The following is a 26,151-nucleotide window of genomic DNA, read 5'->3' on the forward strand; positions in this document are numbered from 1 at the left end:
GGCAGATATAGATATTCTGTATCGCTGTTATAAATAAAATAGGAGATATTATGAAACATAAATGAATGCTAACCTTGGCTAGCGTATCTGCAGTTAGTGCATTACCGATGGTAGCGGTTGCTTGCGGACAAGAAAATAAATACACACACCCTAAAGCACCAGTGGAAAGCGTTACAGATATTAAACTAGACGCTAAATATAACTTAACCGACGAAGCAAAAGCTAGTGTTAAAAAAATTGTAATGATTAATGATGGTGGTGACATTAACGACAAATCATTTAACCAATCTGCATGAGAAGGACTTTTAACCTTTGCAAACGTACAAAACAAACTACCATACGACAAATATGACGTATTGGAAGTTAAAGATGAAGCGTATGCTCAAGCATATACAGCAGCTTTAAATGCTGGATATAACGTTTGAATCGTGCCAGGATTTTTACACTCACAACACATTGGCGAATTTTTGAAAAAACCTGAAAACTTAGCAAAAGCTAAACAATTAGGTATAAAAATGATTGGTGCAGACTACTCATTAGATTTACAAGGACATGGTGTATTCCAAAACTTTAAAACTAAAGAAGCAGCCTTTGCAGCAGGATATGCAGCCGCAGCCTTTTTATCAAATGAAACTAATGCAGCTGATAGAACATTTGCAAGTTTTGGTGGTGGTGCCTTTGCCGGAGTTACAGACTTTAACGAAGGATTCATGAAAGGTGTATACCACTGAAACAAAAAACAAACAGATGAAAACAAAAAAGTTCACTCAACATTAGCAACAGTTAACTTAGGTGCAGGATTTGACACAGCTAAACCTGCAATGCAATCTGTTATTGATTCAGTAATGGCGACAAACCCTAAATTAATTTTACCGGTTGCAGGAGCTGCAACATACCAAGTTATGAAAGCAAGCAACTATGCTGGTAAATACGTTATTGGTGTCGATACTGACCAAGCTTTTGCAGCACCTTCTGGTAAAGAAACATTCTTTACATCAATTTTGAAAAACTTAGGTCAATCAACATACGATGCAGTTAGCTTTTTAGCAACAACAGAAATTACCGATGCAAATAAAGCAACTTTAGGTACAGCTGAAGCTAATGGTGACTACAATAAAGATGGTGGTTTTGCTGAAAAATGAGTTGATATTTCAGTAACTCACATCGAAGAAGCAACTAAAAAAGCACTGGCAACAAAAGCTATTGAAGATGGTAAAGCAGCCTTTCTAGCTCTAAGTGCAGAAGAAAAAGAATGACTATACTCAGGTAAAGCTGCAATTGGTGGCGAAGAAATCGCAGATTTACAAACACGTATGAATACTCTTGCCGAAATGCTAACTAAAAAAAATAGCTAGTGATCGCAGTTGAATTTAAAAACGTAACTAAAAAATTTCCCGGAATAATTGCTAATCAAGATGTTTCTTTTAGCGTTGAAAAAGGAACAATTCACGCATTGATTGGTGAAAACGGAGCTGGTAAAAGCACTTTGATGTCAATTTTGTTTGGTCTATACGAACAAACAAGCGGAGAAATTCTGATAAATGGCAACATGGTGCTTTTTTCTGGACCAAATGATGCTAATGCGTTAGGTATTGGTATGGTGCACCAGCACTTTAAACTAGTTGACGTTTATACAAACCTTGATAATATTATTTTAGGCGAAGAGTGGAGCAATAGAACGGGCGTGTTGAACCGCGATATTGCTATCAAAAAAATTAAAGCGCTACAAAATACCTACAATCTTCATTTTGATCTATTCCAAAAATCAGGCGATGCGACAGTATCAGTTCAACAAAAAGTTGAAATCATGAAAATGCTGTATCGTGGTAACGATATTTTGGTTTTTGATGAGCCTACAGCCGTACTTACAGATGAAGAAATTCAAGGTTTATTACAATCATTTCAAATTTTTAAACAAGCAGGCAAGACAATTATTTTCATTACGCACAAACTAAAAGAAATTCAGCAAGTGGCTGATAGTGCCACGGTTTTACGTTTAGGCAAAGTGGCTGGTAATTTCAAACTAAAACAAACCAGCATTGATCAAATTATTAAGGCGATGGTTGGAGATGATGTTGTTGAAGTTAAAAACACATTGCCAGCCAAACGTGATGAAGTTGTATTTTCATTAAAAAATATCTCAACTCACAAACTGCACAAAAATCTTAAAAATATCTCCTTTGATGTGCACGCTGGTGAAATTTTTGCAATTGCGGGTATATCAGGCAACGGTCAAGAAGAGCTAGAACACATAGTTGGTGGTTTAGTATTACCAAACAAGGGTTCAGTTCATTTAAGAGTTTTTAACAATATTACAAAACAGTACCAATTAGTTGATATAACTAAACAAAGTGCCTATGTTCGTAGTAAAAAACATATGGCTTATATCCCAGCTGATCGTCATCACCACGGCGTTATTCTTGACTTTACTATTGAGGAAAACTCAGTTATTAGACGTTTATGAGATAAACAATTTCAAAGTTTAGGTGTCTTTAAAAACCGTAAAATTAATGATTTTACCAATAAAATTATAGAAAAATATGACGTAAGAAGCTCACAGGGTGCCAAAAGTGTGGCTCGTTCATTATCTGGCGGTAACCAACAAAAATTTATTGTTGGGCGCGAAATGATGTTTGAACATGATTTTATCATCATTGTACAACCTACCAGGGGAATGGATATAGGCGCTATTACCAATATTCACTCGCAAATTTTGAAAGAAAAAGCTCAAGGTAAAGCGATTTTATTAATCTCTTATGAGCTAGACGAAGTTTTAGCTTTAGCGGATACCATTGCAGTTATTAATGAAGGCAAAATTTTATCAATTAATGACGCCAAAAATATTACACGTGAACAAATTGGTAAGTTCATGTCTTCAAGTTCTAACCAGAATATTGATTCATGATTTAATCCTAGCGATATTGAAGAATCAAAAGAAAGTTACATTAGTTATTTAAACAAAAAGTATGCCGCACAAATTGAAGAAGCAAAATTAAAAGAATCTTCAATTAAATCGAGTTTATACATTGCTAAAAAATCTAAAAATGTACACAAAAGTGAAATAAATGAATTAAAACAAAAATATGCGGACGCAATAGCGTATCGCAAACAAATTTTGAGTCAAAAAAACTCACAAATACACGAAGCTAAACAAAATTTTGCACAAATTTATAAGCAAAAATTAATGCAAGGAAAGGAGGCTAATAATGAACAAACGTCACGTTATAATTGAAACTTTAAGTCAATTCAGTAAAAAAATGAGTGATTTTGTAAGGTTAGATAAAACTAGATCCACCGGCCGCAAAATCGCTTCATCATTATGATCTTTATTTTTTGGTATTGTATTGGCAATAGTTTATATTGTTCTAAAAAAAGGTGTTTATGAAAATATCTTGATTAATCCGCTACTGATTTTTCAAGTTGTTGCCAAAAGTTTAAATAGCGCCAACAGAGAATTTATCGTGAACTTTTTCCTAGTTTTTGGTTTTAGTTCACTAGCTTGTGCTTTAAGTTTTAAAGCCGGCTTATTTAACATTGGTATCCCAGGACAAATGATGATTACTGGAGCAGTTTCGTTTGCCTTATTTATTCAATTGGGCTACACTAAATACGAAAGTGTACCTATTTGGCTGCTTATTTTAGCTTTAGGTCTTTCAATTGTTGCTGCTTTCTTTTTGGGTTTTATTTCCGGGTTTTTAAAAGCAAAATTAAATGTTCACGAAGTTATAACCACAATCATGATAAATTGAATTGTTGTTGGAGCTTCAATGATTTTATTCCAACAAAAATCAGCAAGTATTGTGTGAAAAGATTTTAGCGACTTACAAATTACTTATTATTTTAGTGACACTAACACTGGTGTTAATCCAGGTGCAATCAATATTGATCAATCAATTAAAAATGCTTTTGTTATTTTTGGTGTTGTATTATTGTTTGTGTTAGTTTTTGCAATCGCTTTTGTATTCAACTTTACAACAATTGGCTATAAAATCAGAATGCAAGGTATTTCCAAAACAAATGGTAAATACATGGGTGTTAATGACCAAATGTTAACCATTTTAATTCTTGGTTTTTCTGGAGCTATTTCAGGAATTGCAGGATTTTATAACTATGTTATTGCCCCTTCAACAGCGTTTGGAGCCATTACTGAACCATTGGTAATTGGTTTTGAAAGTATTGCTATAAGCTTGCTGGCTTTAAACGCGCCTGTAGGTATACTATTTTCAACCCTATTTTATACAACTATTTATACAGCAAGAATTAATCTCCAATTTGCTCCCTTAAACATCAAACCTGAAGATGTGCAAGTTATCACTTCAATGATATTGTTTTTAGCTGCTACCTCAATCATGTTTGTTAACTTTAAACCTATCAACTTTTTAAAACGTAGATTTATTTTATATAAAGACGCTCGTTACAAAGCTCATAACTACTTAAAATCTTTAGAATTGCAACGATTAAGAATGCAAATTAAACACCAGTTGCAAGTACATAAGCTTAAATACAACGTAACTGAATCTAATCTAGAATTATTAAATCTTAAGTACAATAATTTAGAATTATCATTCCAACAAGCTCTGTTAAAAAACAATATTTTAACTCAGCGTGCAACTTTGCAACTTATTTACGCAGAGAAAATGCAATCGCTAAAAAATGATTTAGCTTTGGCCAAAAGTGCAAATAATATTGAGCAAAAAACACAAATTAGTGCAAAAATACAAGAATTGAAAAAACAACACATTGCTAAAACAAATTCTTTAGGTTCCTTTGCTCACTCATATAAAACCTTAAAAATTGACCCTGTAAGTCTAGTAGCTGAATCAACTTCACGCAAAGATCAAGTCAAAATTTTAAAAGCAGAATTGAAAAAAGTCGCTGATGAGTATTTATCACAAGCAATGAATTATAAAAACAGCGATGAGCAAACTATTCATTTCTTTGAACAAATTAATGACAAAAAACACTCATTAGTTAACAAAATGAATGAACTTGGTGCAAATGCTAAATTCAAAATTCAGCAACAAAGAACTGCTTCAATTAAAAATATTAAAGCTAAATACGAACAAATTTTTATATCTTTAGTAGCTGAGCATACTAAGTTAAAAACTCAACTAAAACAAGCGAAAGGAGCTCAATAATGGCTTTGACACTAAATGTTTATTCTTCATTATTATTATTCTTTTGCATTTTTACATTAGGTGGCATCAGCGGATTATTCTGCGAAAAAATCGGAATTGTAAACATTGGTATTAACGGTATGATGGTAGTAGGAGCTGCTACATATCTAGCTTTTACCAACGTGTTAGCCAAAAGCTTTGGGGTTAATAACCCAATAGGGCACAGCGGTTGATGACAAATTTTAGGAACAATCATCGCAGCTGCTGCTGCTTCTGCGTTTTCACTTTTACATGGTTTTGCAACCATTAAACTAAAAAGTGAGCATACCATTTCCGGTTTTGCTATTAACTTATTAGCCTTTGGTATTGCTATTATTTTGTTAGAAATTTTTGGTAATGGTAATAAAAAACCAATTATGAACGTTACTGAATTATCCTATTCAATTCAAATCACACAAGCGCAAAGCCTGGAAATTATCTCGTTTAAAACCGTAATTACTATTGCTGTTATTGCTTTAGGTGCGTTTGCACTATACAAAACTAAATGAGGTTTAAGATTGCGTAGTATTGGCGAAAATCCTCAAGCTGCTGACGTTGCCGGAATTAATGTTTATAAATACAAATGACAAGGTGTTGCAATTTCGGGTGCTATTGCTGGCATTGCTGGTGCAATCTTTTCACAATCATTAGGTGCTTCATTTAATGGCGACGTTAGAGGTTATGGATACCTAGCTTTAGCAATTATGATTATGGGTCAATGAAACATCTTTATTGTTTCTGGCGTAGCATTCATTTTCTCATTCTTATACGCGATTTCAAATGCATCTGGTGCATTTATTCAAGAACTAGTGCCTTATGCATCATTGCTAACCATTGCCCCTTATTTACTTTCACTAATTGTAATTATGATTACAGCACGCAAATCACATGCGCCAGCCGCAGCTGGGCTGCCATATGATAAATCGGTGCGCTAGGAGTTAAAATGAAATTAAAAAACAAATTATTTTTAGCTTTAGCTCCGATTCCTTCGCTAGCGCCAATAGCTTTTGCCGCTTCATGCAACATCCACGAAACCATTGAAGGCGACACTTACGTAAAGTTTCGTTCACACACGCAAACAGAATTAATTATTCCAGACTACGTAACCAAAATTAAATTTTCAGCTTTTCACCTAAAGAAAAAATTAGCAAAAATAACTGCTAAAAATGTAACTGAACTAGATCCAGAAACATTCCACAAAAGCTTAGGAAGCTCATATTCAGATATTAATTTAGGTCTGCAAGAATTACGTTTTGATTCTTTAGGCCAAATTGAACCTAAAACCTTAAAAGATTTAATTAATTTAACCACTTTTTACGCGCCTAGTGTAACTAAAGTAGGCGAAGAAGCATTTGCTCAAGCAAAATCTTTAAGCAATTTAACTTTAGGTCAAATTAGCGAGGTAGGCAAGGCCGCTTTTAAAGGCACAAGTGATCTTACTCAAGCTCCTTCGTTCGCGCCAAGTCTAACACACTTACCAGATGAGATCTTTAGAGCTTCAGGTATTAAATCATTTAGTTCTGCAAACATAACAAGCATAGGTGAATTAGCGTTTAGAGATAGTGCAATTGAAAGCATTGATTTGCCAAATGTAACTAGTTTTGGCAAGCGTGCTTTTGCTAATGCTCAATTTTTAAAAAATCCTAAACCCACTAACTTTAACATTAATATTAATGCTGAATTTGATGAAGAAGTTTTTGGTACAAGCACCAAAAACATTCACCCATCTTGATTTGATGAGCAAGGCCTTTTCATAATTAATGGTCATTTATTCATGGTTGATGCTGCACGTTTAGGTGAAAAAACTGAATTAGAATTACCTGAAAGTGTTAAAGTAATTGAACCTTACGCCTTTAAAAACGGCGCAAGTGCAAAATTAACTACCATTAGATCAAATTCAGTTTTAACAGTTAAAGCTAAAGCTTTTAACAATAATAAAACCATCACTACCGTTGAATTCCCAAATGCTCAAATCGAGCCAGACGCATATAAAGGCTCAAGTATTACTGAATAATCAAATTAACCTGGCATTTAGCTAGGTTTTTTATATTAAAAACACAATATTTTTCCTTTTATGGGCAACATTGTGTTTTACAATGTATATATTATTTTAGGGTATGCTTTTTATAATTGTTTTGCACGCTGTTTTCAATACACAACCCGCGATTAGTTTGGGAAGTAGTTTCAATACTTTTGAAACACAAAGATTGGTAATGAACTGGCTCGTTTCATGGACTGCCATTGTCTAGTCCAAGAGTATTTATGATTAATTATTATATAATGTGTATTATAAATACACAAAAATGGAGTTAGGAGAATATATTATGGAATTTAACTACAATGGATTGTGAAAAATATTGATTGATAAAAACATGAAAAAGAAGGATTTAATAGAAACTATTGGAATTTCTCCCACAACAATATCAAAAATGACAAGAGGGAAAGCTATCTCATTATCTGTTTTAGGCAAAGTATGTAAATCATTAAACGTTGATATTGGGGATGTTGTAAATTTAATAAAAACTGATATCGAGGATAAATAAATGGATTTAAAAATTGATGTAAGTGAAGAGAAATGAAGCAAAGAAATTTTAGAAACACTCTTAATTGATAGAACAACCAATAAAAATATTATCTGAGCAACAGATGATTATGAATATTTAGGAAACTTTTACTATTCAAAACATCCTATTCAATATCATCTGATTACAGGTATTCAAGGCAATATTATTCAGCCTAGAGTATTAAAGTCTAAACAAAATCAGGTTATTAGAACAAAGGCTAAAGCCGAAGTATTCACGCCTAGTTGAATTTGTAATGTGCAAAATAATTTGATTGATAATGCTTGATTTGGTAGGGATAATGTTTTTAATGTTGAAATGAAAAAATCTTGAACCTCAACAACTGAAAAAATTATTTTTTCTCAAGAAAAAAATAAGTCTTGAGAAGATTATGTAGATGAAAAAAGGCTAGAGATTACATGCGGTGAAGCTCCATATTTAGTAAGTAGATATGACACAGTTTCAGGTGAATACATTGAGCTTAATAAAAGGATTGGTATTTTAGATAGAAAATTAAGAATAGTGAATGAAAATACTGATAATGAGACAGATTGGCTCAAATGGAGTGAACGTGCATTTCAAAGCGTCTATGGTTTTGAATTCCAAGGTGATAGCTTATTAATTGCTAGAGAAAATTTACTGGCTACATACTGCGATAATATGGAATTTAAATTAAAAAGATACCCAACACAAGATGAATTAATTAAAATAGCCAATATTATTTCATGGAATTTATGGCAAATGGATGGTTTGACTTATGCAATACCATTTAAAAAGTCAGTTTTACCAAAGAAAAAGATGTCAATTATTGACGCTAAAGACCAAAGCATAGATGACTATTGCGTGATTAAAGATTGAACATTTGAGAAGATAGTTGTATTTAAAGACTTAATTGGCAAGGAGGTATTCTAAATTGAAACACAATAAAATTGAGGCAATTGACATTCTAGATAACATTATTGTTGGTAGAGTCGATCCTTATATTTACGCTTTTACAACCAATACTATTCCTAATTATTTAAAAGTCGGAGACACTTATCGTTCAGTTGCACAAAGACTAAATGAGTGAAGAGCATTCTACCCAGAACTTATAAAACAATATGAAAGCAAAGCAGTAATTGATGAGGATACATATTTTAGAGACTATTCAGTTCATAAATATTTAGAAAAAGATTTAAATAAGAAAAGATTACTAGCATCAGATGTGCAAAACGATTCATATTACAGTAAAGAATTTTTTAAAGAAGCTACTCCTAAAGATGTCGAAAAATCAATCAAGGATATAAAGAATAACTACATACTAAACACAGGTAAATACGAATATTACAGTTCAAAAAATTCTCTTCCTCAAACTTTTCATTATCAGCGAGGTGACAATTGGTATTTACGTCCAAACCAATTAGAAGCAGTAAATAACTTTGACAAAGCAATTAAAAACGGAAGAAAAAATTTATTAATGTATGCGGTTATGCGCTTTGGTAAATCGTTTACTTCTCTATGTTGTGCGTTAAAAATGGATGCCAAATTGGTTTTAGTTCTCTCTGCTAAAGCTGATGTTAAAGATGAGTGGAAAAAAACAGTAGAAACTGCTGGAAATTTTTATCAATACATATTCTTAGACGCACAAGATTTATTGAGAAATGAAGAAGTTGTAAAAATTAAAAGATCACAGAACAAAAAAATTGTCTTATTTTTAACATTGCAAGATTTACAAGGTGAAGCAATAAAAGATAAACATAAACAATTATTCCAAGAGCAAATTGATTTGTTAATAGTAGATGAAACTCATTTTGGTGCAAGAGCACAATCATTTGGCAAAATACTAAAAGATGCTGGATACGATAAAAATGATGAAAAGAATTTCAAGAAAGTATCTGACGATAGTATAGATATAGCTGATGCTCAGGAAGAAATAAAAAAACTTAATGCTTCGATCAGATTGCATTTATCAGGAACTCCATATCGCATATTGATGGGCAGTGAATTTGAAAAAGAAGATATTATTTCTTTTGTCCAGTTTTCTGATATTGTCAAAGAACAGCAACAATGAGACAAAATCAACTTAAATAATGATGATGTAAATGAATGAGATAATCCTTATTATGGTTTTCCACAAATGATCAGATTTGCGTTCAATCCTAACAAATCTTCAAGACAAAAAATGGAAGCTTTAAAAAGAAGTGGTGTTAGTTTTGCTTTCTCCAAATTGTTTGAACCTATATCTATAAAAAAAGATAGCGAAAATAATAATCATAAAAAATTTCAAAATGAAGCTGAAATATTGGATTTACTAAAAGTTATTGACGGTAGTAAAGATGATGAAGATTTATTAGGATTTTTAGATTATGACAAGATCCAAGAAGGCAAAATGTGTAGACACATGGTTATGGTATTACCTTACTGTGCTTCTTGTGATGCTATGGAAGAATTAATTACTAAAAATAATGATTTATTTAAAAATTTAAATCAATATCAAATATTAAATATTTCAGGTGTAGATTCAAGTAAAACTTTTAAAACGCCCAACGATATAAAAAATAAAATCAACGAATATGAAGCCCAAAACAAAAAAACTATTACATTAACTGTAAATAGAATGCTAACAGGCTCAACAGTAGAACAATGAGATACCATGTTGTATTTTAAAGATACAGCTTCACCACAAGAATATGATCAATCTATTTTCAGATTGCAAAATCAGTATATTAGAACATTGTCAAGTGAAAGTGGCATTATAAAACAAAATTTAAAACCACAGACGTTACTAGTGGATTTTGATCCAGATAGACTATTTAGAATGCAAGAACAAAAGTCACTAATCTATAATGTGAACACTGATGAAAATGGAAATTCAAAATTAAAAGAGAGAATAGAAGAAGAATTACGTATTTCTCCTGTAATTGTGATGAATAACAACAAGATTAAGCAAGTTGATGCAACTAATATTCTTGAAGCTGTAAGTATGTATAATAATAAAAGAAGTGTTTCAGATGAAGTGGTTGATATTCCTATAGATTTATCAATTTTGCAAGATGATGAAATTAGAAAAGCAATTGAACAGCAAGGAGAATTTAATTCTAAACAAGGTTTAACAATAGATCCTTATGATGGCGAAGGTGACGAGTTGGATATAGATGATTCATTAGATGGTTCATCGGATACAAATAGTAATAAAGATAAAGATAACTCATTCAAAGAAGTAAAAACTGATGAAGAAATTAAACGTTTCGAAGGACAAATCAAAACCTATTATCAAAGATTGCTATTCTTTGCTTTCTTAACCAAGGATAATGTTGCATCTTTAGATAATATATTAAACGTTATACAAAAAGATGAAAATGTTAGATTAGCAAAAAATTTATCTTTAAATAAGAATGTTTTAGAAAAATTAACCTATTTAATGGATCCATTTAAAAGAAGTAAATTAGATTACAAGATACAAAATATTTCAAAACTTGCTTCAGATGAAAGTGTTAGTCCATTAGATAGAGCCCTAACCTCTTTAAATAAATTTAACAGAATGTCTGAATCGGAGGTGATTACACCTTTAAATATATGCGCTGATATGGTCAATCTTATTCCAGAAGATGGATTAAGAAAAATAGTCAATGAAAAAAATAAACTTTTAGATATTGCATCTAAGTCTGGTGAGTATGCTGTGGCTTTATATAAACGATTGGTAGATGATTTAGGTTTTGCTCACGAGGAAGTAAAAGATATTATTTACTCTGTTCCAACATCTTCTATCGCTTATGAATTCACAAGAAGATTTTATGAAATATTAGGATTGAATGTAGATAATATTGCAATTAATTTTAATGCATATGATTTAATAAATATTAAAAATGAAACAGGTGATGTTGATTATGAAAGAGTATGCAATTTACTTAAACAAAATAAAAAGTTAAGTGAAATACGCTTAACAGATGAAATAAAAGGAGGTGAGCAAACAGTGAAATTTGGTGCAGTAGTGGGTAACCCACCATATCAAGTTAGTGATAACGATTCTGGAACGGGTAGTGCAAAACCAATTTATAATAAGTTTTCTATGATATCTTTAAAGCTGAACCCCGAATTTGCTACGCTGATAGTTCCAAGTGTATGGTTTTCAGGTGGTAAAGGGTTAGATGAATTTAGAGAATATATGCTATCGATAAAGGGATTAAAGCAAATTACAAATTTTATCACACCACAAGATGTTTTTCACAATGTAAATTTACGAGGTGGAGTTAATTATTTTTTATATCACGATAAATACGATAATGATTTAAATGGAATAAAAATCATTAATATTAAAGATAATGAGATTATTAATAATCAAATAAGGCAAAAGAGAATTAGTGGTGTTGAAATATTTATTTCGGATAATATAGCATTTAATATTGTGGATAGAATGATTAAAGATAGAAGTATTGACCTCTTGGACAACTCAGAAAAAATGTTAATAAGCTATATTTCATTTAGAAATCCTTTTGGATTTAACACAAAATTTACACGAACCGAACAATTCAGAAGTGATAGTGATAACATGGTTAATCCAGTCAAAATTTACGCTAGCAAAGGAAACATAGGTTATGTAGAAAGGGAAACAATCATAAAAAATTTTGATTGGATTAATAAGTGGAAAGTAATTACACCATTTGCAAATAATATAGGAACCAATTTGAATGATGATAATTTAAATACGATAGTAAGTGAGCCTAATTCAATAACCACTGAAACCTATTTAGTGATTGGCGGCCATTTAGATTTGAATGCACATAGTTGTTCAAATATTCAAAAATATTTAAAAACAAAATTCACTAGATTCTTGATTAGTATTGCTAAAGCGAATCACAACGGAACAAGGATTACCTATAGATTCGTTCCTATGCAAAATTTTACAAGCAGTTCTGATATAGATTGGTCAAGCACTATTCAAGAAATAGATGAACAATTATTTGCTAAATACGGTTTAACTGAAAAAGAATGTAATCATATTAAATCTTCGATGAAGGAGATGTAATTATGAATATAATTACCAATATTATTAGCTGAGCAATAACAGCAATACTGGGTTTTATAATTTCAACAATTTTTCACAATAGAAATTTAATACGTTTGTATTACCAGTCAATAATTAGGTGGAACAAGGAAATTAGAGTAAGTTATGCTTATTTATTTAAAATTAGGTATAAAGGAAAATATCTACTTATTAAAGGCAATAGAATAAATCAATTGCAACCAATTGGTGGAGTGTACAAATATTATGATTCATTTACAAATAAGAAGAATGAATTAGAAATTCGAGATGAAAAGAGTGATAATTTTTATGAAACTGGCGACTTGAGACAAATTATTAAAGGAAAATATTTAGTTAAATTTTTAAGATGGTTTCTTAGCGATAACAATAGACAGGTCATGGTATGAAGAGAACTGCTCGAAGAGCTTAATATAGATGATACATTGTCTAAAGAAATTATTTTAAGTACTGAGATAGAGTATTTAAATACAGTGACTGAAAAAATAAAATTCTCTGAACACTTTAAAATTGATGAACAAAAAATATTCAAAATTTATGAAGCTAGAATTCCAGAAAAATTTTTAGAAACTATTATAAATAATGATAATTTTTGTTTGGTGGAAGCGAATGATATAGATAGATTAGATGTAATAAAAAATGGGTTATCTGTAAATATTTCAGAAACTTCAAGGTATATTTTATAAGGAGATTTAGTTTGAAAGAAATTTTTATACAAAAGGAGCTAAAACAATTAATTGAAGAGTTAGATGTTTCTGATTCGAATTATGTTAAAGCTACAAATAGATATCATTCAATAGCAAAATATTTAAAAAATTCACCATTATCCGATAAAAAACCAGATATATATTTACAAGGTTCGTTTAAATTGGGCACAGCTATTAAACCTTTATCTAGTGATGGAAATTATGATATTGATATTGTTTGTAATTTCACAAGTCTTAAGAAGCATGATCAGTCGCAATTTTCATTGAAACAAAGTTTAGGAGAAGTCTTGTGCAACTACTCTAAATCACATTCCATGAGTAACGATCTTGAAGAAAGCAAAAGATGTTGGACTTTAAAATATGTGGATGAAGACAATTTTCACATAGATATTTTACCTTCTGTTCCATTAAATGATCAAAACGATGGGTTTATCGCTATTACGGATAAAACTAAACCATCGTATAATGAAATATCTGATGATTGGGAAACAAGTAATCCCAAAGCTTATGCAGAATGGTTTAGAAATATTTCGGAATTTCATCTGTATAGAAATAGCATCGCAAGACGATTTTGCACTTCAATTGAAGAAGTTCCAGAGTATACTGTGAAGACACCCTTGCAAAGGATTATTCAAATTTTGAAAAGACATGCAGAAATCTGCTTTTCAAATAATTTGGAGTTTAAACCAAGCTCAATAATTATTACTACTTTAGCTGCAAAACAGTATACTTTTGCCTCTCATTACAGTAATGATTTTTTCAAAATAATGTCTTACATAATAGAGAATCTAAAAAATGGTATTAAATTTATAGCGGATAGACCTTGTGTGTTAAATCCAGTAAATGAAAAAGAATTATTATCTGGAAAGTGAGATAAGGATGCAAAATACTATAAATCTTTTGAAGATTGAATAATTCAGCTCAACTCTGATTTTAATATAAATAACCCAGACATTCCATATTCTCAGAGAATACAATATATAAAGAGAAGTTTATTTAAAAACAATGCAGAATTTTTACCGATAATTGATGTTAAAACTATTGCCCATCGAAAAAAATCAAAATGGTCCCATTTAGAGAGGGAAACAGTAATTATTAAAGCGAACTATCTATATAAAGGGTTTAGATGGAAAGAAATTAATAGTGGCGTCGCACTTAATAGAAATGGAGAATTAAAATTCGAAGTAATAGCCAATAATATAAAAGACTATGAAATTTGATGGCAGATTACAAATACAGGAGATGAAGCAAGGGTAGCTAATTGTTTAAGAGGAGATTTTTATAACTCAGTATTAGTTGAAGGAAAACGAATTAGAAAAGAATATACCGCTTATGTCGGACACCATTTTGTCGAGGCATACTTGATAAAAAATGGAGTTTGTTATGGCAAAAGCGATCCTTTTGACGTAAATATAGTCTCTAATCCTACTTTTTCTTGGTATTAAATAAAAAAATAATTACTAAGCAAAAACGTCTCAGTTTGGAAAATATAGCTAAGTAAGATGTTTTGGTATAGAATGGAACAGAAGGTTTTAGAAAACAGTTTCGATTTTTAGAATGACTATTGTTGCTACACTCTTTCATGCGGAAATTACATAGCTATAACGTTAATGAAATTGATTTTGATGTCATCCTTTTGTCTGCGTAAAGTTTAAAAGTTAAAAACATCAAAACATGCTTTTAGAGAAGATGTTTATCTAGAAGTAAAATCATTTCATAACCCAACACCATTGTTAAATAATTATGTTCAAAAAATTAACACCTTTTTAAAGATGTTAATTTTTGTTTATATTTTTTTAAATCATGCAAGATTGGCACTCAAGATTTTCACTGCCTTCTAACACTTCTTGACGTACGCGGACATAGTAAATTGAACTACATTTTTTGCTAAAGGCACGAATATAAGCTTTATTAAGATCTCTAGTTGTTGCTTGATCAGTCATAAATAGTGTTAAAGAGATAGCTTGATCAACGTGTTGCTGCACAACTGAAGCTAAGTCTATAATAGGGTTAGGACCTAATTCATATGCACCTTGCTCATAGTATTTTAAGTTTTCATTGGTTATTCCATAAGCAGGAACATAAACCCGACCTACTTTACCCTCTTTTCTTACTTCCACAGGAGCTACCACAGGTTGTAAAGAAGGTGTACAAGAAGATAAATATGAAATCGAGCCAGTTGGTGCTATGGCTAATAAATGCGAGTTAGCTAGACCTGTTTTTTGAATTTGCTCTGAAAGCAATATTCAATCTTGTTGCGTCGGTATTTTGACACCAAATTCATTGAATAAATCCTTAATTTTGCTAGTTTTTGGTGTGAATTTATCAACTTCACACTCAGTATATTTAGCTAAATATTTGCCATTAGCATAATTTGATAGCTCAAAATCTTTAAACTTGCCATATTTTACAACTAACTTATTTGATGCTTTATACGCATGATAAGCTACTGTATAGAAAAACATATTTGTAAAGTCTAAAGCTTCTTCAGAATCATAATAAATTTCATTATTAGCTAAAAATCCATGCATGTTCATCGCACCTAAACCTAAGGCGTGATTATCACCATTGCCCTTATTAATACTTGGCGCACAAGACAAATCAGCAACTCTAGACACAGTATTAAGTGCTTTAATAGCACTATCGACTATTTGTCCAAAATCGTTGCCTGAATGCATCATTTTGTCAATATTTAAACTCGCTAAATTACATGAAATATCTTGGCCTAATGATTTAATACTTAAGTCTGAATTGTACTGTGTAGCTGTAGAAACTTGCGCAATTTCAGAACATAAATTCGACATGACAATGCGACCTTGATTAGGGTGTGCATTATTGGAATTCACTGTGTCATCAAATAAAATGTATGGATAGCCTGATTCAAAGTGTAATTCGGAAATGCTTTGAAATAGCTTTCTAGCACTGATAAATGTTTTTTTGATTTTATCATTGTTTAATAATTCATAGTATTTTTCAGTAATTGAAATATCCGACATTGGCACGCCATAAACATCATAAATATCTTTAGGACTAAATAGCGCCATGTTTTCATTAGCTTTAGCTAGCTCAAAAGTAATATTGGGAATAATTAAACCTAATGACAATGATTTAATTCTAATTTTTTCATCAGCGTTTTCACGCTTAGTGTCTAAAAATGCTAGCACATCTGGGTGGTGTGCATTTAAATATACAGCTCCCGCCCCTGGCCGTTGGCCTAATTGATTAGCATAGCTAAATGAGTCTTCTAGTATTTTCATCACTGGAATAATGCCAGAAGATTGATTCTCGATTTTTTTAATTGGTGCGCCAAATTCACGCAAGTTAGTTAAGCATAAACTAACGCCACCTGCACGTTTTGAAAGCTGCAATGAGGTAGACACTGCTCTGGCGATTGATTCCATATTATCTTCAACACGCAATAAATAGCACGAAACAAATTCGCCACGTTGTTTTTTACCCGCATTTAAAAATGTAGGTGTAGCAGGTTGTAAAAAGCCTAAAATGATGTCATGCACAAGCTGCCTAGCATGCGCTTGATCTCCACCAGCTAGCAATAATGCATTCATTACTACACGGTGTGAATATGTTTCTAAGTATTCTTTTTCGTCAAAAGATTTTAGGCAATAGGTTGTATAAAATTTAAATGCTCCCATAAAACTAGGGAATTTATGCTCAAACGAGAATGCATACTCCGTTAAATTAATCACAAAATCTAAGCCATATAGATCTATGATTTCTTGTTCATAATACTCATTTTCAAGCAAAAATTGCAATCTTTTTGCTTCATTTTCAAATTTTTTTGTTCTAGGCTCAACATGTGCATTCATGTATTGACGCACGGCTTCTTTATCTGCTTCAAAATCATATTTATTATTGATTTTTAAGCCGCTTAAAGCGTTTAGAGCAATATACTTATCGTCTTCATGTGTTAGTTTATTTTGTTTATTCATCATTTCCTCAAAATTGTTTTAGTATTTTGACAACATTTTCCACATCTTTTTGCGTCCCTCTTAATTCGTATTGATATAGCAATGGTACTTTTAATTTGTTAGAAAGTATAGGGCCTGCTAGACAAAATGTGTCATTAAAATTCGTGTTACCAGAAGCAATTACCCCACGGCAAAACGATCTATTTTGTTCATTATTTAAAAACTTGATAACTTGTTTAGGTACTGCACCTTGTTTAAATTCACCCCCACCTGAATAAGTTGGGCAAAATAAAACATAGTCTTGATTTACTAAGATTGATTCATTAATATCGTAAGGTATGGCAGTAGAGTCAAAACCAGTTTTTTTAACAAATGTTTCAGTGTTTTTAGTGCTGGAAGAAAAATAAATGCAGTGGATTTTACCTGTTGGCTTAACTACATTATCCATTTTAATTAAGTTATTGTGCATATTAAAAGTCTCAGTCCTCATCTTCAGTTTCTTCACTTACACCCATCACATAGCTGCTGCCGTTTCCTGAGAAAAAGTCGTGATTTTCGTCAGCCCGAGCGGATAATTGAGCAAATACTTCTGGTTTAATTCTGGTTTCTTCTTCGCTAAAGGGTGAATCATAACCTAAATTTTGTAAAAATTTACCAGCATTATATAAGCTAAATTTAATTGCATCTTCAGCTAAATTTTCACCATCACTTAAATGGAAGCCTTCATAAAGTTCATATAAGAATTTTTTCTCTAGTTCAATTAATTTATAGGTCAATTCAAACACAAACTCTTTCATTTCTTGTTGTTTTTGGGCACTATATTTTTCAACTTTACGTTGATATTTATAACCACTATAGTAATTGTGAATGACTTTATCTCTTAAAATTAGTCTAATGATGTCGCTAGTGTTAGGTAATTTTGAACGTGCAGCTAAATAGAAAGGTAAATAAAATCCCCCGTACAATAAAAACCCAGGCATTAAAGCGGATGCAACCTTAGATTTTAGTGGATCATCGCCAACATAATAAGGAATAAGTGCTTTAGCACGCTCTTGCAATGCATCATTATTAACCACTCATTCATGTGCTTCTTCAATTTGTTCGCTAGAGCAAAGGGTGCTAAAAATTGTGCCGTAGCTTCGAGCGTGCACGCCGACCATAAAAGCAAAGTTAGCATAAATTACTTGTTCATGATCCGTAATAGAATGGGGAATTTGAGCAACATCTGACACTGTTGCTTGCACAGTGTCAAGTAAAGTTAGACCCGTAAAAGTACGAGTAATTAGTTGCTGTCATTTTGCATCCAAAGTGTTTCACGATTTTAAATCGTTTGATACAGGAATTTTTTCAGGTAATCAAAAATTCTGTGTGACCCTATTTCACACTTCTAAGTCTTTGTCATCATTAATTCAGTTTCAATTTACGCTACGCAATCTGCCTTTAAAACCATTTTGGTAATATTCAATAGGCGAAACAGAGTTGTAATAGTATTCATTTTTTCTAGTTAGTTTTTTATCGTTCATAATTATCCCCTTCTTAAAAATTTATAACTTTATTATATGGATAAAAAAATGATGCAAAAACAAGAAAACGATAATTTGTGAACCTAATATTTACTTTAGAATTTTATCTTCAATACTGTGTGGGTAATTAAATTTGCTGGGATATAATTAAATATTTCAAACTAATTTTGGCAAGCAAAGTAAGTTAGTTCATTTTTTAGATTTAAATGGTAAATCAGAGAATATTAACGTTAAAATAGCCTTTATTTAGCTATAAATTTGCTAAAATGATATAACAGATTGCTAGGAGGTAATATGCATAAACTTTTTGCTTTTGATTTGGATGGAACTTTGTTTGTCAAAGCTAATTTAATGCATGAGCAAACTCCTTTAGCTTTGCTTAACGCGAAGCAAAATGGGCATCATAATATAATTTCTACAGGACGCTCACTTTCAAATACTATTTTGGCCTTGGGCGATAATATTGATTTATTTACATACATAGTAGCATCTAATGGCTCAGTAATTTATGATGTTGCAAGCAAACAAATTCATATTATTGGCAAAGTTAATCACGCAGTATTTGATATTCTTTGAGCTTCAGCTGAGCAAAATCATTTTATTATACGTATTGATACACCGCTAGATTCAAAAAGTTATTTAGATATTAATCGTTTACCAGAGTGGTTAAAGCTTCAAAATTCAATGGACATATCTAAATTTAAAGTTTGCGATGAAAGCGAATTTAAAGCCTTTAAATTCGCTAATCAAGAGCAAATAGTTCAACTAGCTTTGAGAGGCCCTAAAGACATTATTTGAAGCGAGTATAATCGCTTAAACAGTCTAATTGGCGATGAATATGAGGTAAAGTATACTAATCAAATTTATATTGATGTTAATGCCAAAAATGTTAATAAATGAAGCGGAGTAGAATTTGTAGCTAAAGCCTTAAATATTGAACACAAAAATGTATACACTTTTGGTGATTCAGGCAATGATATAGAAATGCTTAGCCATGCCGGTGTGGGTGTAGCTATGGGTAATGCCACTGCGGAAGCTAGAGAAGCGGCAGATATTATTATTGGCGATAATACCACTAATGCTATTGCAACCACAATTGAATCATTAATTTAAAAACACAATAATTGAGCAAAATTATTGTGTTTTTGTTTATGATATTCTATTGAGTTTGATAAATCCAGCTTATAAAGCTGTGTAATTTATTAATCTTTAAGATTCAAATTTAAGTATTTGTTTAATGAACTTTTTGATATTTTCTCTACGATTTTCAATAAATGTTTTGAAATCTTTAGGCTCTAAACCTGTTTGTTCATCAATAAACAATTCATCTTTGGTTATATTATTATTTTTGACTCATGTGGCTAAATCTAAATCCTTTTTTTGATTGTTTACACGGTTATTTAGTAATTGTAAATTAGCTACTGTGTTTCAGTTTTTATCATCACGAGCAAAATCTTTTACTTCTTCAGTAGCTGCTGCAAAGGCCTCAGCAAATTCATCTTTGTTAATAAAAATGTTTTTTGGATACATATGGTCTACATGTAATTCTTCGGCTTTATAACTTAGATTTGAATATAGTAAATTTAAAATGCACTTAGCATCAGCTGAATCATATTTAGATAGTATTAATTTGTTTATGATCTCGTCATTTAGATCATAATTTTTGTTGCTTTCTTTAAAGCTATCAATGATAGTTACATATGGGAATGATTTAGATTTATTATCCTGCAATACTTTACGAATTTTAGTTAAAACAGAGTCGCTGTGAGCTCCAAATATACCTTTGATGAAGGAAAGAATTAATCATTTGCGGATATTATTTTTATTGGCATAATCTTTATATTTAGGATCAGTTAACAAATTGTTTAAATCATTATGATAAATATAATAAATAACAGGTATAGCTGCATTTTTAGATCTAAACATTTTTTCATCAAAACCTAAATCTTTGAATAAATCAAAGGCGTTGACAATGCTATCACGAATTTTGCTTCAATTATCACGGAAAATAGCGATTGTTTCATCTTTATTAAAATTTTTGATTTTGTAAGAAACGTTGGCATCACCTACCACCAAGAATGTTTTCAATATAAAGTCGTTGTTGATAATAAAACCTGTGTTTTTAGCGACTTCACTGATTAAATCGCTAATATTTTCTCTTAAATCAATATCTCATTTGTCAGTAAGCACAGCCATTAACAAATCAGAAAAAGAAAGTGGGGTGCCACCGCTGTTAGTTCGTATAAACATGTCTAGAACTGTGTCGAAGCTATCATTATTAACTAAGAAGTAATTAATTGTATTTTGCTCGTAAACAATTTCTCAAAGTTGATTAAGTATTTGTGTTGCTATTGCGATTGATGAATTTAACAATTCAATATTTTGTTGGATATATTCATCAATTTGACTTTTGCTTGTAATGTTTAAAATCTTGCCAACCTCGAATCAAAAATTGCTTGCATCATTTAAATATTTTGATCCCAAATCAGATTTAGACAAGAATTTAAATTCATATTTATTTTGACTTTGGGCGTCAGTGTTATTGATTTTAGATATATTTAAATATAATTTGCGCACTGGAATATTATCATCACTATCTTTTCAAGTTTTGTGGCGTAACTTGTATGCATATGAGCCTTTTAGGCCGATATATAAACCATTTAAGCGTTGTTGACCATCAATAACTGCTATAAAATCATTGTCAGAAGCATTAATTTGAGCATCTTTGTTTTCCTCGCCAAAACGCTCTTTAAATTCAGATAAAAACTTGTAGTATTTATATTCTGTTTTATCATTTGGCTTATTAACTTCTCAAAATAAAAATGAATTGATAGGATAACCACGCATTAAACTATCAAATAAGTTTTCAATTTGCGTGTGTTTTCAAGTGAATTTACGTTGCAAGGCTGGTAACACAAATTCATTACTTTTGATTTTATCAATTGCGTGTTTGATTGTAATTGAATTAAAATTGTTTTTCATATCTAAATCCTTTTTAGGAGCTGAGTCAATATAATTATTTTAAATCATACTAAAATGTTGCTTATTTTAAGCAATGCATGTAAGCAAATAAAACCTAAGCTAGATTATGTTGTATGCATACTTAAGAGTTAAAAGAGTAGGTGTAGCTATAATTGACAATATGAATAAAGTTAACACTCAAGCTTTAATCCGTTTTTTTCTTTTTTGTTTTGTGTAAACAGCAAAGGTAACGAGTTGGCATATTACACTCGTGTGGGTGTTTTTGCTTATTTTAGGGTCAAATTTGACCAGATTTTTATTTTTTTTATGTTTTAAGCGAGCATATGAAGCCGAAAAAGCTTGGTTAATGTCATTAATCAATTCTTTGTTGTATTGCTGGCAAACTTTTGCATTTTCAGCTAGCATGCCACATATGATTTGATCTAAAATTGAAACATCTCTGCGCAATTCTTCGCTTATATCGTTGCCTATATGCAGATGATTTGTAAAGTCTGATAAAGCAGCAATATGTTTTATGTTATGTACAAATTCGTCAAGGCTGATTTTATCTTTGTTATAACCTAGAAATATGCAATATATACGATAAGCATCAATTGCTAGTTCAGCTATATTAGCAACTTTTTTAGAGCAATATTTTAATGATTCATAAATATATTTAGTTGCTTGGTGCATGTTTATAAAATCAGATAAAATATAGTAAACAAGCCCTATTCCCCATCTATCATATGTTGCAAAAACATAGTTAAAATAATCTTGTACATGTTCTGTTTTTAATAAGCTAGCGCTATCATATATGGCTTGAGTAATATTTTGTTGGTTTGCTTTATGTCCTTGCTCTCTCAAATAGTTGAATACGTTTAGATCAGTAAAGCCTTCGTTTTTAAAATACTTAATTTCAATATCAGATTCATTAAATAAGTTTGAGTCTTGATATAGTTCTTTAGCTTTAATGTATTCAAAATTGTCAATATATTCACCCATAATTGAGTTAAATAGTTTACATGCAAGAGCGTAAATATCCTGGTATTTATCATGAAGATTATTTTTGTCATCTTCATCCAATACATAAAAACAAATAAGTGCAGTTTTAAGCTTTATATATAATTCAAGCTTATTCACATCTGCATTATTTTTTACTAACGTGTGAGTGACATGAAACAAATATAAACGAGCATTCGTGATATGGTTTTTTGCATTTATGTTTTTGCACAATTCGTAATAATCTAAGTAGGTTTTATATAAATCCACATTAAAATTATCTAAAAAAGAGGTGCAAATTTTTTCGTATGATTCTAAGGCTAACAAGTTTGAATATATAAAGGCATCGTGGGGATAAGTTATGTCTTTGTTAAGTGCGATGAGCTTAAAATATTTTTGATCTTTAAATAGCTCATTCATTTTGTTGAGGTTAGATAATGTTTTATTTAAATAAGAAATTTCATTTGAGGCGGCGATTATTTTATCATTATTTTTTTGATACGCTTGATTAACAAGGGCTAGACTCTCATCAATAAATAAATTTAGGTCTTTTTTTACTTTGTCTTTAGCATTGTTTTTTATTGAGTTGATTTTTTTATTAAAATCATAGCTATACCTAGATAAATCGCTGGTCGATATATCAGCTATTGTTTTTAAAAAAGCATTTTTTTTACTTGTTAATTTGGAATTAGACTTTTCAAGTCTTCTTATTGCGCCTTCAATAGTGGATTTATAGTACATATTTTTTCTCCATTTTTATACTATTATGTCTAATGTATTTAAATTAGCTTGCAGATTTTCATTATTTTGTTCTAATTTTTTAGTGATGGTTTTCAAATGATTTTCCAAAGTGACCATAAATTCAGAATTGAAAGCTATGTTCATTTCTTTACTTAAATCATTTGCTTGCAGTTGACACTCTTGTTGAACTGATTGTGATAATTTTTGCATATTACGTACGCTCGCACTAGCATTTTTTAAATTAATATCTTTATCAAAACGAGTGTAATTATAATTAACGCTGTCGTATTCTTTTTCATATTTACTAAGCGTTCTTTTAAGTTGGTCAATCTCTTGGCTGTTTAGTTCGTACATTACAATTCCCCCTCAAAAATTATCATTTTCGTCAATCTTTGATCAAATTGTGACGTTTGCTTATCCATATATTTTGCTAAGTAAGTATTCACTCACTCATTTTGTTTATTTATCAAGCTTTTTATTTTATCTATGTAACTAAAATAGGTATTAGTGAATTTTGTCATCTGGATATCTATATTCTTTTTCTCTTGATCAAGGATTTTTTCAATTGATTTTTTTAATTCATTGATTGTTTTATTAAATTCACGGTCGATGATTTCTATTTCTCTTTCGATTGAATCAATTTTTTTATTGACTAAATTTTCCAACTTTTGTGCATCGTTTTTGCATTTTTCCGATATTTTATCTCACATAATTTATTTGTTTCCTTTATTGTTTAATACCTTAATTATATATATATATATATATCAGAAGCGAATTCAACCTTAAGGTATAAAAAAACAGCATTTGTGCCCGTTCAAACGTGCAAATGCTGTGTAAAATAATAAAAAAAACTGCCTTAAGCAGCGTGCTCTTTGAAAACTGAATAGTTGTTTTAAAATTCATTGAAATGTCATAAATACACATTACTTTTAAACCTATCGATTTATTAGTACTGGTCAGCTCAACATGTCGCCATGCTTACACATCCAGCCTATCGACCTCATAGTCTATAAGGAATCTCAAGGGAATACTAATCTTTGAGGAGGCTTCCCACTTAGATGCTTTCAGCGGTTATCCTTTCCGTACTTAGCTACCCAGCTATGCTCCTGGCGGAACAACTGGAACACCAGTGGTACGTCCGTTTCGGTCCTCTCGTACTAAAAACGGCTCTCATCAATATTCCAACGCCCACATCAGATAGGGACCGAACTGTCTCACGACGTTCTGAACCCAGCTCGCGTACCGCTTTAATGGGCGAACAGCCCAACCCTTGGAACCGACTCCAGCTCCAGGATGCGATGAGCCGACATCGAGGTGCCAAACCTTGCCGTCGATGTGATCTCTTGGGCAAGATAAGCCTGTTATCCCCAGGGTAACTTTTATCCGTTGAGCGACTGCCATTGCACAATGTACAGCCGGATCACTAAGTCCTGCTTTCGCACCTGCTCGACTTGTAAGTCTCACAGTCAAGCACACTTCTACCTTTGCGCTCTGCATACGGTTTCTGACCGTATTGAGTGTACCTTTGAACGCCTCCGTTACTCTTTAGGAGGCGACCGCCCCAGTCAAACTACCCACCACGCACTGTCCCCCCACCCGATGATGATGGCAGGTTAGAAACTCAATATAACAAGGGTGGTATTTCAAGGTTGACTCCACTAAGACTGGCGTCTTAGCTTCAAAGTCTCCCACCTATCCTACACATGTTAGACCAAATTTCAATACGAAGTTGTAGTAAAGCTCCATGGGGTCTTTTCGTCTTGATGCGGGTACCCAGCGTTTTCACTGGGACCATAATTTCACCGAGTCTAGTGTTGAGACAGTTGAGAGATCATTGCGCCTTTCGTGCAGGTCAGTATTTAGCCGACAAGGAATTTCGCTACCTTAGGACCGTTATAGTTACGGCCGCCGTTCACCCGGGCTTCATTTCAACGCTTCGCATAAAGCTAACGCATCCACTTAACCTTCGGGCACTGGGCAGGCTTCACCCCCTATACATCACCTTGCGGTTTAGCAGAGAGCTGTGTTTTTGATAAACAGTTGCCCCTCATAATTTTCTGTGGCTCACTTGCGTGAGCACCCCTTCTTGCGAACTTACGGGGTCATTTTGCAGAGTTCCTTAACACTAGTTTTCTCGCTCGCCTTAGAATACTCATCTTGGGGACGTGTGTCCGTTCTCGGTACAGGTTTCCATAATATTAAGTTTAGAAGCTTTTCTTGGAAGTATGAAATCAACTAATTCAGCTTGCGCCTATGCGTCACAGCTCCCGGTTACAAATTGCGGATTTGCCTACAATTTCCAGTTGCTACTTGCCCCTCAATCCAGTAAGAGGTAAGCCTATCCTTCTCCGTCACTCCATCACTATTATAGAAAGTACAGGAATATTAACCTGTTGTCCATCGACTACGCGTATCCGCCTCGCCTTAGGTCCTGACTAACCCTGGGTGGACGAACCTTGCCCAGGAAACCTTCCCCAATAGGCGTCGTGGATTCTCACCACGAATCGTTACTCATACCGGCATTCTCACTTCTTAGCGCTCCACCAGTCCTCAC

18 protein-coding genes and 1 rRNA gene are annotated in these 26,151 nt (G+C 31.9%); 11 read left to right on the forward strand and 8 right to left on the reverse strand.

Going from position 1 to position 26,151, the window contains the following annotated elements:
- Positions 1-50: 50 nt before the first annotated feature.
- From T329_RS0103380 to T329_RS0103425, 10 genes are all read left to right on the forward strand, one after another.
- Complete coding sequence (locus T329_RS0103380) at positions 51-1,355, forward strand: BMP family ABC transporter substrate-binding protein (protein WP_029609020.1); 1,305 nt, start codon at positions 51-53, stop codon at positions 1,353-1,355.
- A complete protein-coding gene (locus tag T329_RS0103385; protein WP_051630155.1) occupies positions 1,355-3,253 on the forward strand; it encodes an ATP-binding cassette domain-containing protein in 1,899 nt (632 codons plus the stop codon). The genes T329_RS0103380 and T329_RS0103385 overlap by 1 nt, the downstream gene beginning before the upstream one ends.
- A complete protein-coding gene (locus T329_RS0103390; RefSeq protein ID WP_029609022.1) occupies positions 3,207-5,138 on the forward strand; it encodes an ABC transporter permease subunit in 1,932 nt (643 codons plus the stop codon). The genes T329_RS0103385 and T329_RS0103390 overlap by 47 nt, the downstream gene beginning before the upstream one ends.
- A complete protein-coding gene (locus T329_RS0103395) occupies positions 5,138-6,091 on the forward strand; it encodes an ABC transporter permease (RefSeq protein WP_029609023.1) in 954 nt (317 codons plus the stop codon). Before T329_RS0103390 ends, T329_RS0103395 begins: the two co-directional genes overlap by 1 nt.
- Before the next feature lie 8 nt (positions 6,092-6,099).
- Positions 6,100-7,170 (forward strand): leucine-rich repeat domain-containing protein, encoded by a 1,071-nt coding sequence (locus tag T329_RS0103400; protein ID WP_029609024.1) that lies wholly within the window; start codon positions 6,100-6,102, stop codon positions 7,168-7,170.
- Between the two features lie 310 nt (positions 7,171-7,480).
- Positions 7,481-7,699, forward strand: coding sequence for a helix-turn-helix domain-containing protein (locus T329_RS0103405; RefSeq protein WP_029609025.1), 219 nt, complete (start codon positions 7,481-7,483; stop codon positions 7,697-7,699).
- Positions 7,700-8,629: a hypothetical protein gene (locus tag T329_RS0103410; RefSeq protein ID WP_029609026.1), complete on the forward strand. Its 930-nt coding sequence runs from the start codon at positions 7,700-7,702 to the stop codon at positions 8,627-8,629.
- A 1-nt stretch (position 8,630) separates the two neighbouring features.
- Positions 8,631-12,722, forward strand: coding sequence for an Eco57I restriction-modification methylase domain-containing protein (locus T329_RS0103415; RefSeq protein WP_029609027.1), 4,092 nt, complete (start codon positions 8,631-8,633; stop codon positions 12,720-12,722).
- 2 nt (positions 12,723-12,724) lie between these two features.
- Positions 12,725-13,423, forward strand: coding sequence for an SMODS-associated NUDIX domain-containing protein (locus T329_RS0103420; protein WP_029609028.1), 699 nt, complete (start codon positions 12,725-12,727; stop codon positions 13,421-13,423).
- A gap of 11 nt (positions 13,424-13,434) precedes the next feature.
- Positions 13,435-14,889 carry a nucleotidyltransferase gene (locus T329_RS0103425; protein WP_029609029.1) on the forward strand — a complete coding sequence of 485 codons (1,455 nt, stop codon included), beginning with the start codon at positions 13,435-13,437 and terminating at the stop codon, positions 14,887-14,889.
- Between the two features lie 351 nt (positions 14,890-15,240).
- Here T329_RS0103425 and nrdE read toward each other — a convergent pair whose 3' ends face one another.
- Genes nrdE through nrdF form a run of 3 tightly spaced genes read right to left on the reverse strand, consistent with a single transcriptional unit; the run spans position 15,241 to position 18,896 of the window.
- Positions 15,241-17,394 carry a class 1b ribonucleoside-diphosphate reductase subunit alpha gene (gene nrdE / locus T329_RS0103430; RefSeq protein ID WP_029609030.1) on the reverse strand — a complete coding sequence of 718 codons (2,154 nt, stop codon included), beginning with the start codon at positions 17,392-17,394 and terminating at the stop codon, positions 15,241-15,243.
- Positions 17,387-17,842: a class Ib ribonucleoside-diphosphate reductase assembly flavoprotein NrdI gene (nrdI, locus tag T329_RS0103435; RefSeq protein ID WP_029609031.1), complete on the reverse strand. Its 456-nt coding sequence runs from the start codon at positions 17,840-17,842 to the stop codon at positions 17,387-17,389. Before nrdI ends, nrdE begins: the two co-directional genes overlap by 8 nt.
- A gap of 1 nt (position 17,843) precedes the next feature.
- Positions 17,844-18,896, reverse strand: a complete 1,053-nt coding sequence (gene nrdF / locus T329_RS0103440; RefSeq protein ID WP_084273879.1) for a class 1b ribonucleoside-diphosphate reductase subunit beta — start codon at positions 18,894-18,896, stop codon at positions 17,844-17,846.
- Positions 18,897-19,190: 294 nt separating this feature from the next.
- Between nrdF and T329_RS0103445 the strand changes: the two genes are divergently transcribed.
- Complete coding sequence (locus T329_RS0103445; RefSeq protein WP_029609033.1) at positions 19,191-20,009, forward strand: HAD family hydrolase; 819 nt, start codon at positions 19,191-19,193, stop codon at positions 20,007-20,009.
- Positions 20,010-20,105: 96 nt separating this feature from the next.
- Here T329_RS0103445 and T329_RS0103450 read toward each other — a convergent pair whose 3' ends face one another.
- The 5 genes from T329_RS0103450 to T329_RS0103470 form a co-directional block, all read right to left on the reverse strand.
- Positions 20,106-21,878, reverse strand: coding sequence for a DUF262 domain-containing protein (locus T329_RS0103450; RefSeq protein ID WP_029609034.1), 1,773 nt, complete (start codon positions 21,876-21,878; stop codon positions 20,106-20,108).
- Positions 21,879-21,977: 99 nt separating this feature from the next.
- Positions 21,978-23,597: a hypothetical protein gene (locus T329_RS0103455; protein ID WP_029609035.1), complete on the reverse strand. Its 1,620-nt coding sequence runs from the start codon at positions 23,595-23,597 to the stop codon at positions 21,978-21,980.
- 15 nt (positions 23,598-23,612) lie between these two features.
- A complete protein-coding gene (locus T329_RS0103460) occupies positions 23,613-23,951 on the reverse strand; it encodes a hypothetical protein (protein WP_029609036.1) in 339 nt (112 codons plus the stop codon).
- Entirely contained in the window at positions 23,951-24,307 is a 357-nt protein-coding gene (locus T329_RS0103465; RefSeq protein WP_029609037.1) for a hypothetical protein, read from the reverse strand. The genes T329_RS0103460 and T329_RS0103465 overlap by 1 nt, the downstream gene beginning before the upstream one ends.
- Before the next feature lie 215 nt (positions 24,308-24,522).
- Positions 24,523-26,151, reverse strand: a 23S ribosomal RNA gene (locus T329_RS0103470); the annotation flags it as partial.

This window comes from Mycoplasma simbae ATCC 49888 (assembly GCF_000702705.1).
GTDB lineage: Bacteria > Bacillota_I > Bacilli_A > Mycoplasmatales > Metamycoplasmataceae > Mycoplasmopsis > Mycoplasmopsis simbae.